The sequence below is a fragment of the Mycobacterium sp. genome (assembly GCF_965230835.1).
GTDB lineage: Bacteria > Actinomycetota > Actinomycetes > Mycobacteriales > Mycobacteriaceae > Mycobacterium.
Genome location: NZ_CBDDLW010000002.1, coordinates 4,123,395 through 4,137,912 on the forward strand (window position 1 = coordinate 4,123,395; position 14,518 = coordinate 4,137,912).

At 60.9% G+C, this 14,518-nt stretch carries 12 protein-coding genes; 5 read left to right on the forward strand and 7 right to left on the reverse strand.

The genetic code is table 11. The annotated features are described in order from the left end of the window. The first annotated feature begins 2 nt into the window (after positions 1 to 2). Positions 3 to 608 (forward strand): TetR/AcrR family transcriptional regulator, encoded by a 606-nt coding sequence (locus ACO07W_RS18945; protein WP_421845210.1) that lies wholly within the window; start codon positions 3 to 5, stop codon positions 606 to 608. Positions 609 to 682: 74 nt separating this feature from the next. Here the strand turns inward: ACO07W_RS18945 and ACO07W_RS18950 are convergent, their stop codons facing one another. After that, positions 683 to 1,378 carry a cutinase family protein gene (locus tag ACO07W_RS18950; RefSeq protein WP_421845211.1) on the reverse strand — a complete coding sequence of 232 codons (696 nt, stop codon included), beginning with the start codon at positions 1,376 to 1,378 and terminating at the stop codon, positions 683 to 685. Positions 1,379 to 1,659: 281 nt separating this feature from the next. Between ACO07W_RS18950 and htpG the strand changes: the two genes are divergently transcribed. Together htpG and ACO07W_RS18960 are read left to right on the forward strand one after the other, a co-directional pair. Next, positions 1,660 to 3,606: a molecular chaperone HtpG gene (htpG, locus tag ACO07W_RS18955; protein WP_421846106.1), complete on the forward strand. Its 1,947-nt coding sequence runs from the start codon at positions 1,660 to 1,662 to the stop codon at positions 3,604 to 3,606. Positions 3,607 to 3,703: 97 nt separating this feature from the next. After that, positions 3,704 to 5,116, forward strand: coding sequence for a hypothetical protein (locus ACO07W_RS18960; RefSeq protein ID WP_421845212.1), 1,413 nt, complete (start codon positions 3,704 to 3,706; stop codon positions 5,114 to 5,116). A gap of 67 nt (positions 5,117 to 5,183) precedes the next feature. Here the strand turns inward: ACO07W_RS18960 and ACO07W_RS18965 are convergent, their stop codons facing one another. The 5 genes from ACO07W_RS18965 to ACO07W_RS18985 all read right to left on the reverse strand — a co-directional run bounded on the left by ACO07W_RS18965 (position 5,184) and on the right by ACO07W_RS18985 (position 9,575). Continuing rightward, positions 5,184 to 6,479, reverse strand: a complete 1,296-nt coding sequence (locus ACO07W_RS18965; RefSeq protein ID WP_421845213.1) for a hypothetical protein — start codon at positions 6,477 to 6,479, stop codon at positions 5,184 to 5,186. A gap of 800 nt (positions 6,480 to 7,279) precedes the next feature. Next, entirely contained in the window at positions 7,280 to 8,251 is a 972-nt protein-coding gene (locus tag ACO07W_RS18970; RefSeq protein WP_421845214.1) for an aldo/keto reductase, read from the reverse strand. A gap of 206 nt (positions 8,252 to 8,457) precedes the next feature. Next, the gene (locus tag ACO07W_RS18975) at positions 8,458 to 8,643 is read right to left on the reverse strand and encodes a rubredoxin (RefSeq protein WP_421845215.1); all 186 of its coding nucleotides are present in this window, start codon (positions 8,641 to 8,643) and stop codon (positions 8,458 to 8,460) included. Positions 8,644 to 8,796: 153 nt separating this feature from the next. Further along, positions 8,797 to 9,279 (reverse strand): hypothetical protein, encoded by a 483-nt coding sequence (locus tag ACO07W_RS18980; protein ID WP_421845216.1) that lies wholly within the window; start codon positions 9,277 to 9,279, stop codon positions 8,797 to 8,799. A gap of 35 nt (positions 9,280 to 9,314) precedes the next feature. Further along, positions 9,315 to 9,575 carry a hypothetical protein gene (locus ACO07W_RS18985; RefSeq protein WP_421845217.1) on the reverse strand — a complete coding sequence of 87 codons (261 nt, stop codon included), beginning with the start codon at positions 9,573 to 9,575 and terminating at the stop codon, positions 9,315 to 9,317. A gap of 550 nt (positions 9,576 to 10,125) precedes the next feature. Here ACO07W_RS18985 and ACO07W_RS18990 point away from each other — a divergent pair. Both ACO07W_RS18990 and ACO07W_RS18995 read left to right on the forward strand, forming a co-directional pair. Continuing rightward, positions 10,126 to 11,190 (forward strand): M23 family metallopeptidase, encoded by a 1,065-nt coding sequence (locus ACO07W_RS18990; RefSeq protein ID WP_421845218.1) that lies wholly within the window; start codon positions 10,126 to 10,128, stop codon positions 11,188 to 11,190. A 389-nt stretch (positions 11,191 to 11,579) separates the two neighbouring features. Then, positions 11,580 to 12,806, forward strand: a complete 1,227-nt coding sequence (locus ACO07W_RS18995) for an IS110 family transposase (RefSeq protein ID WP_421845748.1) — start codon at positions 11,580 to 11,582, stop codon at positions 12,804 to 12,806. Between the two features lie 215 nt (positions 12,807 to 13,021). On the opposite strand, the gene ACO07W_RS19000 is transcribed toward ACO07W_RS18995, so the two are convergent. Next, the gene (locus ACO07W_RS19000; RefSeq protein WP_421845219.1) at positions 13,022 to 14,467 is read right to left on the reverse strand and encodes a condensation domain-containing protein; all 1,446 of its coding nucleotides are present in this window, start codon (positions 14,465 to 14,467) and stop codon (positions 13,022 to 13,024) included. Between the last annotated feature and the right edge of the window lie 51 nt (positions 14,468 to 14,518).

Sequence of the window (14,518 nt, forward strand, 5' to 3'; positions counted from 1 at the left end):
CCATGACGACTCGCCGCGCGTCAGGAAATCGCCGATTGACCGTGGACGATTGGTTGCAGGCCGGCTACGCAACTCTTGCTGAAGAGGGGCTCAATGCGCTCAAACTCGATCAACTCTGCACCCGCCTCGGTGTGACGAAGGGCAGCTTTTACTGGCATTTCGTCGACATGGAGGGCTATCGGAGTGCGCTGATCGAATCGTGGGCGCAACTGCGCGATGAAGACCGTCGTGAAATTGAGGGACTGGGCGACGTGCCGCCGCGAGAGCGGCTGGCCCAGATGATGGCGTCGTTGATCAGGCCTCGACTTTGGAAGTTGGAACGGGCGATGCGCGAGTGGGCGCGGTCGGATGAGAAGGTCGAGGCGGCGGTCCGGTCGGCCGACCGCCGGTTGCTGAAGGCTGTGCGGCAGGCGTACTGCGACTATGGGTTCGACGCAGAGGAAGCTGAATTGCGCGCCAGGACCACCTTCGCTGCCGGCCTGGGTCTGCTGCACCTGTCCGGTTCGGTGTCGAAGAGCCCCTTCGGTGTGGGGGCGAAGAAGCCGTCGGCGCAGAAAAAATCGGCGCTACAGAACGCGTGGTTTCTCGACTTTATGCTGCGGCCGTAAGCCGGTCCGTCCTCGAAAATACAGACAAGGCCGGCTGACGCGGCCGTTCCGTGCGGCTATCGGGGCGACGAGAATTACTGCAGCCGACCGGCGACGAAGTCGGCGGCCTGGTTAGTCATCCCAGACGAAATGTAGGCCTCGGGGAGATGTTGCGGGAAGTTGGCCTCCCACGTGTTCGGGTCGGTCGGGTTGCAGATCGGGTCGGATCCGTGACACAACTCGATGGTTCTGTCTTTGAAGACCGGGTTGAAGTTTGTGATCGGGCCAACCCATTGGCTTCCGTTGCCGAACAGTGCGACGGCGGCGATGTGCTGGTCGACGCCAGCCGGCAGCGGATCGCTGAAGCGCAACACCGGTGTGGGAACCGCGAGCATCACGTCGGCGACTGCCGCGCCCAGTGAGTAGCCGCCCGGCACTAGCCGGGTGTCTGGGCAACTATCGGCCATACTCTGGATGTGCCGACTCATGTCGGTGGCGCCTTGGTCTATCTCAGTGTCAGCCGGGTAGTTCACCGCGTAGACGCCTATATTCTTGCCGGGAACCTTGGAGCGCAGATCGTTGATGAACGCGTTGCCGACGGCACCGACGCCGGGTGGCTCAGTGCGGCCGCGGGCAAATACCACCTCGGCGTCTGGGCAAGCTGCCGCGGCCGGCGCGACGGCACCGGGGTTGCCGGCAGGAATCACAACGGGGGCGGTCAGCACGGCTGCGGCCAGCAGCACCGTCCCCGCTCCAGCGAATAGAAGTCGGCGGCCCAGTAATTTGCTCACACTGTGCGATGGTAGCGGGCTGCGGCGACCGGCGCCGAAAAAGTTAGCCAGCCTGCGACGATGCGACCGCAAAAGGCGGTCTTGCGGCCGGAAACTCATCAAGGACCCACCACGTGCACCTGTGCGGGGACACCGTGGCCGGCGGCTGTCCTGTTCGCATCTACGGGGTAGTCAATTGCGTTGTCGCCGCCGTTCTGCGCGCCCGTTTCTGGCTGACCCCGCGCCGCAGGCACGAAACGGATCCCGGTAGATTCGACCGCTATGTCGTCGAACGGAATCTCATGAACGCGCACGTTGAGCAGTTGGAGTTTCAGGCGGAGGCTCGACAACTGTTGGATCTGATGGTCCATTCAGTCTACTCGAACAAAGATTCGTTTTTGCGGGAGCTGATCTCGAACGCCTCCGATGCTTTGGACAAGCTGCGGCTTGAAGCGTTCCGGAACAAGGACTTAGACGTCGACACCGCGGATCTACATATTGAGATCGAGGTGGACAAGGATGCGCGCACCTTAGCCATTCGCGACAACGGCATCGGTATGACGCGCGGGGAGGTTGTTGATCTGATTGGCACTGTAGCCAAGTCGGGCACCGCCGAGCTGCGACAACAGCTGCAAGAGGCCAAGAACGCGGCCGCCTCGGAGGAGCTGATCGGTCAGTTTGGTATCGGCTTCTACTCAAGTTTCATGGTGGCCGACAGGGTAGAGCTGCTCTCACGCAAGGCTGGCGAGAGTGAGGCCACCAGGTGGGAGTCGAGCGGTGAGGGGACCTACACCATCGAATCTGTGGATGACGCTCCGCAGGGAACGGTGGTAACTCTGCATCTCAAGCCTGAAGACGCCGAGGATGAGCTGCACGACTACACCGCGGAGTGGAAGATCAGGAACCTGGTCAAGAAGTACTCCGACTTCATCGCTTGGCCTATCCGGATGGAGGTCGAGCGGCGCACCCCGGCGGATGCGGAAGAAGGCGCAGATGGCGGCGAAGATGTCGTCACCATCGAAACAGAGACCATCAATTCGATGAAGGCGCTTTGGGCCCGGCCCAAAGAAGAGGTCTCCGCAGACGAGTACAAAGAGTTTTACAAGCACATCGCGCACGCCTGGGATGACCCGCTTGAGGTGATTGCGATGAAGGCAGAGGGCACGTTCGAGTACCAGGCTCTGCTGTTCATTCCGTCGCATGCGCCATTCGATCTGTTCAATCGCGACGCCAAGGTCGGTATACAGCTGTACGTCAAGCGCGTCTTTATCATGGGCGATTGCGACCAGCTCATGCCTGAGTACTTGCGTTTCGTCAAAGGTGTGGTTGACGCGCAGGATATGTCGCTCAACGTGTCCCGCGAAATGTTGCAGCAGGATCGGCAGATCAACGCGATTCGCCGTCGGCTAACCAAGAAGGTCCTTTCCGCGATCAAGGATCTGGCCACGGAGCGCCCGCAGGACTACCGAACCTTCTGGACCCAGTTCGGCAAGGTCCTCAAAGAGGGGCTGTTGTCGGACCTGGACAACAAGGACACCTTGCTGGGTATTTCGTCGTTCGCCTCAACGCACAGCGATGAGGAACCCACCACCCTCGCCGAGTACGTCGAGCGCATGAAGGAGGGACAGCAGCAGATCTTCTACGCCGCTGGTGAGACGCGCCAACAGCTGCTCAAGTCTCCGCATCTTGAGGCATTCAAGGCCAAGGGTTACGAAGTATTGCTGCTCACCGACCCTGTCGACGAAGTATGGGTGGGATCGGTGACCGAATTCGACGGGAAGCCGCTGCAGTCGGTTGCCAAGGGCGAGGTGGATCTCGATTCCGGCGAAGAGGAAAGCGAGGCCGAGCGTGAGGAGCAGCAGAAAGATTTCGCCGACTTGCTGACCTGGCTGAAGGAGACCCTGAGCGATCACGTTACTGAAGTGCGCTTGTCGCACCGGCTAACGGAGTCGCCGGCCTGTTTGATCACCGATGCCTTCGGAATCACGCCGGCGCTCGCGCGGATCTATCGTGCCTCAGGGCAGGATGTTCCGGTGGGTAAGCGGATTCTCGAACTCAACCCGAGCCATGCGCTCGTGACCGGTTTACGTCAGGCCCACCAGGACAGCACGGACGACGACCAAAAGGCCAGGCTCGCTGAAACCGCTGAATTATTGTATGGCACAGCACTTCTCGCTGAAGGGGGTGCGCTCGACGACCCAGCTCGGTTCGCCGAGCTGCTCGCGGGCCGACTAGCCCGTACTGTGTAGCCGAACCGCACCATGCCCAAGCCGGGGTGTGGCACTCCAGTCCTCGGCAAGGCATCCGAGTAGGTAGTGCTCAGCGCCTGGCAAAGCCTGCGCCCGAGTGCGTCTGGAGGGTCTGCTGCCTAACGGAGTGCCTGACCACGGGCCAGTGGCTGATGAGGCGTTTGGTGGGGATCTGCCGCGTCATGTCCCGCCGCCGCCGGATCCGGACATGCCGGTGTTTCCTGCTCCGGTGCGTCTGGATGATCTGTCTGCTGCTGATGATCTGGTTGGGCAGTATCGTGCCGGTTTTGACGAGCACGCGGGTGTGCATGCTCAACGCGCTGGTCAGTTTGCACAAGAAAGTGCTGATGTTGACCGGCGCGCTCGGATTGTTGGTGACCAAGCCCTCGACTACCAACGACAAGCCCAGCAGGCCGGCGCGCTAGCAGACCTGCACGAAAACTGGCAGCAGCACGCCCAGGAGGCCGAACAGCAAGCCCAGCAGGCCCAAGACGAAGCACAAGAGGCTCAGGAGGCTGCGGGTAACGTCCAGGAGGACGAGGAGTTCTACCAGCAGCAAGCACGGAATGCTGAGCAAAAGGCCGCGGAGGCCGAGCAGCGCGTGGAGGTCCTGCAGCGACAGGTGCGTGAGGCTGAGGATCACGAGGAGGATTGGCAGCAGCAGGCGCAGTGGGCCGAGGAGGAGGAACAGGAGGACGCGCTAGAACAACAGCGGCTCGTGCGGGAGTCCGAGCAGCAACTGGACTACTACCAAAAGCAGGTGCGCGAGGCTCAGCAGGAAGCGCGGGAGGCCCAGAAGCATGTGCGGGACGCTCGGACGGAAGCGCAGGACTACCAGCAGTGGGCGCAGGAGGCCCATGAGAATGCGCGGGTCGCGCAGCAGCAAGCGCAGAACGCTGAGCAGAGGGCTCGGGTGGCTGGGCAGCGTGCGCGGGAGTTGCGGGAGCAGTCGCCGGAGGATCATCGGCGAGACGCCCAGCATTTTCGTAAGCGGGCTCAGCGGTTGGGTGGTGATCAAGCGCTGCAGCTGGATAGTGATCAGCCGCCCCGGTTGGGTGGGATGGCCGGTGAGGCCACCACGCATGCCCATGATTTGTGGTCTGTTGGGCGTCAGGCACGGCTGGGGCGAGATGAGGAGCTGCGTCGTGAGCATGCCTATCGGCTCCTGGGTGGGCATTTCGCTGTCCCGCCGCCACCGCCGATCGGCGGTGGCGACGCTGATGAGGGGCGTCTGGTTTATGACCATCGCGCTATTGATGCTGGGGTGCGTGAGATGCAGCAGGTCGCTGCTCGGGCTCAGGCCAATCTGGATGCCGCTCGCCAGGCGCGGTTGCGGCTCCAAGACGGTGGGGCAGGGCAGGCCGCAGACGCGACCCAATCCAAGCTATTGATGATCGAGAGGGTGAGCCGGCGCCTGGTCGTGGCCGTCAAAGCGACACTGCGTGACCTCGGCGCGGTCAACCACGACATGGCCGCCCTCGACCAACAAATAGCCGCCGAGTTCTACTAATCCACTAGTTCGGCTCGGCGGGTGCGCGCTATTTGGTGCGGAGACGTCCCCACATTGCTGTTGGTTGCTAACTATCGAAGCGGTTGGCCGTAATCTGGTCCGCTTGTTGCATGTTTTGGCTGTTGACGCTTATATCCTCGACGGCGCATTCGCCCGCGCTGATAGCCTGCCGATTCGCATCTTCAACTCGCCGATACGATTGCTGAAGTGCTGTGGCCGCAGCGCCGCTCGACGTGGCCGCGAGCGAGGATCGGGCTTCTTGGCCGATACGAAGAAGTTGTTTCGCGCGCGTCAACACCTTATTCAAGCGGCCCACGTTGTGCTCAATAGCGTCGAAATCGTAGACGACCTCCGTGGCTTGGGCGTGCGCGGCTTCGGCCAATGTTGAAGCTTCTCTTGCGGTGCGGTTGGTCTTCATTCTGGCGTCTGCGTAACGGCCAGCAGCGCAAGACCGGAGTTCACGCCAGCCATCGGGGTCGGTGCTTAATCCGGCGAGTGTTTTGACCAAGTCGGATTTGGTGTCAGGGTCAAATACGCTGGGATCAGCACCGGCGGCCCTGCCGACGAGACCTCTGAAGGCGCGGTGCGCGACATTATTGCCGGCCATTGCGCTGAATCTCGACGCGACCTTGGCATGGGAGCCTTGTACTTTGAGTTGGGCATTGAGGAATCCTGCTCGGTTTACCTGGGATCGGGCCTCTGCAAGCTCGGGCGTTGCATCGGCGCTGTTCCGCAAGTTCTCATCGAGCCGGGCTAGCTGTTGATCTAGGCCCTGGCCGGCCTGGGTGACCCCGGGGAACCAGGTTCCTTTTTTCGGGTCGAAGAAGAGGTCGCGTCCGAATTTCTCGGCGTTCGAACTCGTCATTTGTCCTAGCTCAAGCCGTTCCGCGAAATCAAGCTCGGAGTCGTCGAGCCAGGCTGCGGGGTTGGTGGTGGCCAGGTTATCGGCCGCTTGATGGCTGAGATCGGAGAGGATATCGAGGTCACCCCCGTGGTTCACCAGTCCCTTGAGGGTTTCGCTTTGAACATGAAGGCCCTTGGAGTCGGCCATGTCTGCCAGGGCCGTCAGAGAAGCTTTGCCGTATTTGTCGGTAGCTAGCCTGCTGAGATATTGGGCGTAGGTGGCTTGGCCGCGTAACTCGGACTCGTAGGCGTCGAGCGATTCCGATGCTGCACTACGGATAAAGTCGTCTGTATTCGGCACGAAGACGCCGTCGACGGTGTCGATCGTCGACATGCTGGCGGCATGGGCGACGAAGCGGTCAAACAGATCTGGGTCGACAGATTGGCGAAGAACGTTGCTGTCAAGAATGTCGTTTCTTGGTGAGTCCGGGGTTCCGTCTCCCGAGGGCGTCCAGGTCATCTTTATGGCAGCCGATTCACTCGCTGATTGGGTGTGCGCAGAACCCGGCTACAGAAATGCTGGACCAAGTGGTGGGAATAGCCGGTGACCGTGCCGGTCGTTTTCTCACTGGCGGTACGATCCGTCGTCTTGGTAAACCGACTCACAAGAACCTCCTTGACTCCGGCGCAAGGCTCACCTGCGGTTTTGCGGGGGCTGTCGTGCCGTTCGACGAAACTGCGCAACAGCAGGCCCCGGTACGTCCCGGCGATTGAAACGTCAAAAATCCCAACGATATTGGCCGTGTGAAGTGACACTAAGTGATCACTGTGATTGTTCACACGGGGGTGTAGAAATTCACGGCGATTAGACAGGCAAACGTCAGCTATCTGCCAGATTCGCTGGGCGATCGATCGCGTCGATGCGCGTCACAGGTGATGCGGGTGTGGCTCGTCTTCTGCCGGGTCGCGCGTCGGTCCTCGAACGTGACCGTGGTCTGATCCTTGTCAGGGGCAAACATGTGCGGCGCCAACCAGCAGAAGCAACGCCGTTCGGCCGGTGCCTGCGCGCACGCTGATCGACGTTCACATACCTTGCGACGTGGGCGTCGGTGCCAAGCTACGTGCTTGTCACCGGTTTGCGTCATTCCCGCTGGGAGTTACGGACGACGGTCGACAGACCCGGCTTGCTGGAACCGTCGAATTACTCTATGGCACAAAATTTCTCGTTGAGGAGAGTGGACGCGACGATCGAGCTCGCTTCGCTGAGCTGCTCGCGAGACGATTTGACCCTGCCGTGCCAGCGGCGGCAGGGTCGTCGACTCAGCGGTGTTGAAGCTTCTCGCGAACCACATCGGTGACGAATTGTCTGGTTGCCACGGGACGGAAGGCGCGGGCCGCGTTCGTCAACGCGTTGTGGGAATCAGCGCTGAGTTCGATCTCGGCGGCGGCCACGTTGAATTCGAGCTGCTCGACACTGGAGGCGCCGGGAATGGCGACCACCCCCGGCAGACTGATCAGCCAGGCCAGCGCCACCTGCGCCGGTTTGGCGCCGACATCGGCGGCGACAGCCCGCAGTGTCTGCAGCAGCGGCTCGATGCGGCGCAGATTCTCAGTGCCGAAAAGCGGGTTCAGTGCCCTGACCCCACCCGGCCGGTTGTCGAGTCCGTACTTGCCGCCCAGCAGTCCCTGCGCCAGCGGGCTGTAGGCGATCACGATCCTGTTCTCGCGTTCAGCAAAGGGGACGAGATCGTCGAGCGCGCTCGGGTGGGCAAGCGAGAAGTGCACCTGATTGCTGATAACTGGACGGCCCAGCGCGGTGTCGGCTTTTCGCCAGCGACTCAGCGAGTAGTTGGACACGCCAGCCGCGCCAATTTTGTCGCGGTCAAGCAGCTCGCGCATACCCGGCATGATCACCGAATCGGGCACGATCGGATTGGGTTGGTGGATCTGATACAGCGGTATGCGGTCCAGTTGCAGTCGCCGCGCGCTGGCGCGCTGGCGCTGCTTGATCACGGCTGGAAACGGGGCGACTGGGAAAATCTTGCTCGCTACCGCAACCTCGGCGCGTTCGTCGCCAAGCGCCTCGCCGAGAATCCGCTCGCTCTTGCCCATTCCGTACACTTCGGCGGTGTCGAAGAGGGTGACCCCCAAGGCGCGGGCACGTCGTACGATCTCGCGGGCGGCGCCCGACGCGTAGGGGGCGCCATACCCCCACTCGCGTGAACCAAACTGCCAGGTGCCGAGCCCGATCCGGCTGACCTTACCGACTCCGTCGACGTTGAGATCCTTCATGGATCCCACCGTAGTGCGTCGATGTCCGGGGGTTTCCCGAGGAATACCGACTGCGCTAACGGCGCCGTTGCGTGCGCGGCAGCCAGGAGATATCACACTCGTGTGCTGGCACTACGGCGCCGCGTTGCTTAGCGAACGGGGTCGTTGTCGACGTGGTCGAAAGGCCTTCGGCTAGTTGCCCCGGTCAAACCGGCCTGGTGGCAAGATCAGGCTCTGCTGACCTCGATCATCTCGAAGTCTGACTTGGCCGCGCCGCAGTCCGGGCAGCTCCAGTCGTCGGGGATATCTTCCCACCGAGTTCCTGGGGCGATGCCGTCTTCGGGCCATCCCTGTGCTTCGTCGTATTCGAATCCACATTGCATGCACCGATACAGTTTGAAATCGGTTGTCATGTGAGGCCTCCTGGTGAACAACGGCGATCTTCTAACCGACACTTCAGCACGGACTGGCGCAGTTGTCATCAAAATCGTCGCATGCGGATCCGGCCAGCTAACCGCTTTCAGGGCGAGTTGGCCCACAAGCCGGGCTTCGAATCGCGCCCGTAGCTACCTGTTCGCCGCAACAGTGGGCAGGCCGCTATCGCTGTCCTCGGGCCATCCCTTTGGGCACGCCTCCTGTAGGTCGGCGGCGGTGTTGTAGATCAAGTCTCCGGCTTGGTCGAAGTCCGGCTGCCGGCCTGGCTTCCCACTTTCGTGAGCGGGCTGACCGGTTGCGTCGCGTTGGAGTTGGGCAAACAGGGCAAACCCTTCTGCCCACTTGGTCAAGTCTTGCTTTAACGCTGGCGTCGAGACTGAGTCCGCTCCGGCGCGGGCCTTGTCGCTCATGACCGACCATCGATCAAAAACGTAAGACGGGTCGCGCTCGTCCGAGTCCGCCGCGACGTTGGTCGCCGCAGCCCGCACGCTCCATTCACGGGCAAGCTGTTCAACGATCGCGCAGTCGTCTGGTGGGGCCGCGGCATCGGTGGTGTTCCGTACGATCCAGATGGCTGCCGCAACGCCATAGAAAACGAGTACGAAGGCGGTCACAGCGGACAACCAAGGGTTTCTGATCGTGCTAATCCTCACCTTCGCACCCCTACCTTTGGGAGATCCATCGGAATCTGGCGCCAATTGCCAACCGAGTTCAGCAGGCGTAGCGCCAAGAAGAGGATAGTGGTGCCCAGAGCACCGATGTCCTTGATGCTATGCGGGTTCGGCTGCTGATGACTATCGGTGGACAACAGATCACCGCCTGCACTATTGCCTACCACGAAGGTGGTTATGTGATCGGCGGGGATGATGATTGAGGGTCCTCTAGTCGCGATCATGTCATGATCAACCATGCCACGTAGGCTCCGTGCCGATGCCCCAGGTCGCTGAAACTCTCGTCGCCATAGGCGAACGAAGTCTTACATGCACGTACCGAGATCGGTGTAGGGGTCTGCTCAATATGAGGGGACTCAATGATCGACCGGCGTGTGCGGCGACTTAATCTGTTCGGTCAAATCGCTTGACTGCGGTGAAGCGGGAAAGCTGACGTGTTTACTTTGTGAATCCAGACGCCCCGTTCTCGCGCAGGGGCGAAATCTCGTTCAGCAGGTTCGCTGCACGTCAACGCCGTTTAGGTCGGCCGGGGCAGTGCGGTGTCGGGGGTTTCAGATGGCGCTTGCGTGCCGCGATCGTGCCAGGATAATTCTGATAATGATTGACCTCAGGCGAAGTGGCCAAGTGAATTTTCTGTGGGCTCGCACCACGGCGGTTTTGGGTTGCGCCGCATTGATTTGCTTTGGTTGCGGGATTTCGACCCAGCCAGATGCAAAAACGGCTGCAGCAGCGGCAGATACGGCGTCATCCGATTCGGTACCAGACACGCTGACGCCGTTGATCGGGTCGGTGCCCGTAGCGCCGATTCCGTTCGCCGGGTCCGACGGCAAAATTCACCTGATTTACGAATTGTCGGTCACGAACTTCAGCAGTGCTGACCTGTTCGTCGACAGCCTTGAGGTTCTCGACGCGTCATCGGACGAGGTCGTTGAAGACCTCGATGCTGAAGCGCTGCAGCAACGACTACACCCGGCCGGCAGCCCTAAGGGCGCCAATCATCTCACGCCGGGCCAGTCGGGAATGGTATTCCTCCATGTGGTTTTCGCCAAGGACGCCGTTCCCGACGAACTCGTCCACAGGGTAAGGGTGATCGCGGAGGCAATGCCTGACGAACAGAATCCGATGTCCGAGCGAATCGGCGTCTCAACTGTGGACAGGCGCAGGCTGCCGGTGTTGTCGGCGCCCTTGGCGGGGGACGGCTATATCGTCGGCGATGGCTGTTGTGAGGTCTCTTGGCGCACTCGCAAGGTGCTGCCGATAAACGGAAAGGCGTCCGTTGCTCAGCGCTACGCGATCGACTATGAGCAGGCCGACGAGAAGGGCAGGATCTTTACCGGCGACGCCAGCGATCCGGCCAGCTATGCCATCTATGGCAACGAGGTGCTTGCCGTAGCCGACGGCACGGTCGTGGATACCCGCAACGATCTGCCCGAACAGATCCCCGGCGGTTTCCCCACTGATATTCCGTTCGATGAGACTGAAGGTAACTTCGTTGTTTTGGACATCGGCGACGGCTTTTATGTCAACTACGCGCATTTGCAGCCTGGCAGCATTCGGTTCAGGATTGGCCAGAAGGTCGCACGCGGTGATGTCGTCGGGTTGGTCGGCAATACCGGTAACACCGTCGCTCCGCATTTACATTTTCACGTGATGGACGGACCGTCACCGCTCGCCGCGCCCGGCATACCGTACCTGCATGACCGCTTCGCGCTGACCGGTCAGGTCGCCAACTCGGCTGCGTTCGAAGAGGCAAAGTCACAAGGAATTCCGCTCGTCTTGGTGCCCGGGATGATGACCACAAATCACGTGAACCAATTGTTGCTGAATCTCAACGTGGTCACGTTCACGCCGTGAGCTGGCAAGGACGAGGTGTTCCTAATCGTTTAGTAGGGATTGGTTACCGGTCCGGGTGTTGGTGACCGGGGCCTGTTTCTTGCGGGATCTGCCGTCAGGTGACGTCTGGTGTTCCCGTCGTTCGACGACTTGAGAAAGAGCGGCGCGTCTGGCGGCAGGTCTTGTCGGGTTGGTGGTGAGATTCCGTTGCCCGAGCCCGTCGCAGGGGTGACTTCCTGATGGTTGTTCTCGAGCCTTGAGCTCTTCGACAGAACGAAGTCCTGCGATGTGCTGGAGTCACGGACGGCTAGTGAGATGACGGACCTTGGAGTCCCGCGATTAGGGCGCCGCGTGAGTCCACCGGTAACGGCGCAACCATCCACCGACGAAAAAGTGAGGACGTCTTGGGCTTGTTTTGTGGAATCGACTGGGCTACTGAGCATCACGATGTTGCTGTGGTTGATGACGACGGGAGGGTGGTAGCCCGTGCACGGCTGGGCAATGATGCGGCCGGGTTCGCGCAGCTGTTGACGTTGCTGGCTGAGGCCGGTGACAGTGCCGCTGATCCGATACCAGTGGGGATGGAAACTGATCGTGGCCTGTGGGTGGCGGCGCTGCGAGAAACTGGCCGGGTGATTTATCCGATCAACCCGTTGGCGGCTTCGCGGTATCGGGCACGGTATGCGGTGTCGGGGGCCAAATCCGATGGTGCCGACGCGGTGCTGCTGGCCAATATTGTGCGCACCGACCCCGGCGCGCACCGCCCATTGCCCGCCGACACCGAGTTGGCCCAGGCGATCCGGGTGCTGGCCCGCGCTCAGCAAGACGCGGTATGGGCACGTCAACACATCGGCAACCAGATTCGCGATGTGCTCAAAGATTTCTACCCGGCGGCCATCACCGCGTTCGCCGACCTGCCCGAGGGCGGGCTGGCTCGTCGAGATGCGCGCACCATCTTGGCTGCTGCACCAACCCCCACCCAGGCGACCAAGCTGACCCCGGCCCGACTGCGCCGACTGCTGGCCAAGGCCGGCCGCCGCCGCCATCTCGACCGTGACATCGAACGGTTGCGGGAGGTGTTCACCGACACCTACCTGCACCAACCACCGGTCGTGGAGAACGCGATGGGTATCCAATTGGCAGGGCTGCTGGGTCAGTTCGAGGCTGCCTGCACCACTGCTGCTGATCTCGCCGAGGCGGCAACCGCCCATTTTGAGCAGCACCCGGACTCCACGATCATCACCAGCTTCCCCGGACTGGGGAACCTGGCCGGTGCCCGGGTACTCGCCGAGATCGGTGATGACCGCGCCCGCTTCACCGACGCCCGCGGACTGAAAGCATTCGCCGGAGCCGCGCCGATCACCCGCGCCAGCGGCAAGAAAACCCTCGTGTTGCACCGCCATATCAAGAACCGGCGCCTGGCCGCCGTGGGTCCCATCTGGGCTTTGGCATCGCTGCGCGCCTCGCCGGGCGCCCGTCGCCACTACGACACCCGCCGCGCCGCAGGAGACTGGAACCACCAAGCCCAACGACATCTGTTCAACAAATTCCTCGGCCAACTCCACCACTGCCTGCAAACCGGCCAGCACTACACCGAACATCTAGCCTTTCCACCTCCTCCCTCGCTCGTGGCTTGACTTTTAACTTCGTGAGATGTCTTTCTCTGTTCTTGGCGCAGTGAGAATTCGATGTGCGACATCGGCGTGAGTTCCATGACTCGCTAGCACGAGGCTTACGGCATCGCGCCAGGTATTCACGCACAATGTGCGGACATCGGCTCCGCAGCACCGATTATCCCCTGTTTTCTGTCCCTAATCGTTCGTTTCGGCCAGAAATTTCACGTGCGCTAGCTCTATCTGGATACGTGAACAGGCGTGGCCGCGTACCGCCCAGCCGCGGCGCGGCTAAACACAGAACTAATAACCTCTCCATAGCGAGTCGCGGACTCCCGAGCAATGGGATTGTTCGGGAAGGAAATCATCAACGAAACCTCGTCGAAGAGACGGATTACCGACATATACAAGTATGCGGGGCTTCGGCCGTCGTTGTAGGCGGTCGCATTCACCCCTTTCAAAGCTGTAGCCACGACTGCGGAGAGCGGAGGAAGGCCGGCATCCATGTAATTCATCATCGTGAACTGAGGGCTATATCTCTTCAGCCAAGGAGCTAATTCCAGCACGCGATCATAAGACACATTCGCAAGGTCCATATTCTCGTCGAATGAGGCTTGAGTGGCACGGGCAGTCTCTTCGAATGAGTTCGGGTCGACTGGAACGGTGAACGGCACAATACCGGTGAACCAACCCATTGTCATGTAGTCGTCCGGTGTCTTGCGCTTATCCACCGGAGTCAGTCCGTAATAGATTTCCTCACCGGTCAGCTCATAGTGGGCCAGGGCTGCGCAGGCGAACAACCCGCCGCTGAATCGGGCACCAGCGGCCATGCATGTGGATTCGAAACGCGCAGTCTGGGCCGGGCTCATCAGCGGCACTACCATCATGTCGCCGCCGCATGGTATCGACTGATCGCCGAGGGGTAGGGGGAAGTCCGGCATGCCGCCGTTGTTGTTCTCAGCGAATTCGATCCATTTGCGGACCTCGGGGGAGTCCAGCGTCATAGCGTCAGCCTGCATGCGCTCCTGTATGCAGAATTCATCATGGCTGGCTGTAGCCGGCATCGTGATTGGTGGTTTGCCAGCTACTAGGGACTGGTAGTTGGCCAGAATCTCGACATACAGTCCGGTGATCAGGGCCGGGTCGCAGTGGAGATGGTCGACAATCGCAAAAAGAGTGCAGTGGTCCGGATGCTGCACCAGCCCGAACCTGAAGCAGTCCCACTCCAGCGGGTTCGGCGTAGACAGGATGAGGTCGCGCCACTCTGGCTGCGTCAGCTCGCCATGCTGAACGGCCACGAACTTGATATCACGAGGATTGCTGATTTTGTGCCGGGCGATATTCTTAGCGTCTTTGTACTCGAACCAACTGCGGTAGGTTTCGTGGCGGCGAAGGTGTGCGTTGATGACATGGGTCATCGTGCGGATATCGCAAGTGCCGGGTATCTCCCAAGAGCCCATGACCAACCGTGAATAATCAAGCCCCCGCTCTCCGAATTCGACATAACCCCGCAAATGTGCTGCCTGCATGGAGCTAGGAGGAGCCGGAACTACTGGCGCTTGCCGGGCTTTTGTAACCGACGCGGGTGTTGGCTGCCATGTCACGACTGAACCTGGTCCGGGTTCCCAGTCATAAACCAATCCCACGCCCAGAGTGACTTCCTCCGAGCCCCCACCTATGATCACGGTTCCTCCTCGTTTCCGGCCCCTGCGGCGCTGTTGGCGCGTTGGTCCATT

Coding starts and splice junctions, on each gene's coding strand:
- ACO07W_RS18975 (WP_421845215.1), bottom strand. CDS start 8,643: ATGACAACCGATTTCAAACTGTATCGGTGCATGCAATGTGGATTCGAA.
- ACO07W_RS18985 (WP_421845217.1), bottom strand. CDS start 9,575: ATGGTTGATCATGACATGATCGCGACTAGAGGACCCTCAATCATCATC.
- ACO07W_RS18970 (WP_421845214.1), bottom strand. CDS start 8,251: ATGAAGGATCTCAACGTCGACGGAGTCGGTAAGGTCAGCCGGATCGGG.
- ACO07W_RS18965 (WP_421845213.1), bottom strand. CDS start 6,479: ATGACCTGGACGCCCTCGGGAGACGGAACCCCGGACTCACCAAGAAAC.
- ACO07W_RS18945 (WP_421845210.1), top strand. CDS start 3: ATGACGACTCGCCGCGCGTCAGGAAATCGCCGATTGACCGTGGACGAT.
- htpG (WP_421846106.1), top strand. CDS start 1,660: ATGAACGCGCACGTTGAGCAGTTGGAGTTTCAGGCGGAGGCTCGACAA.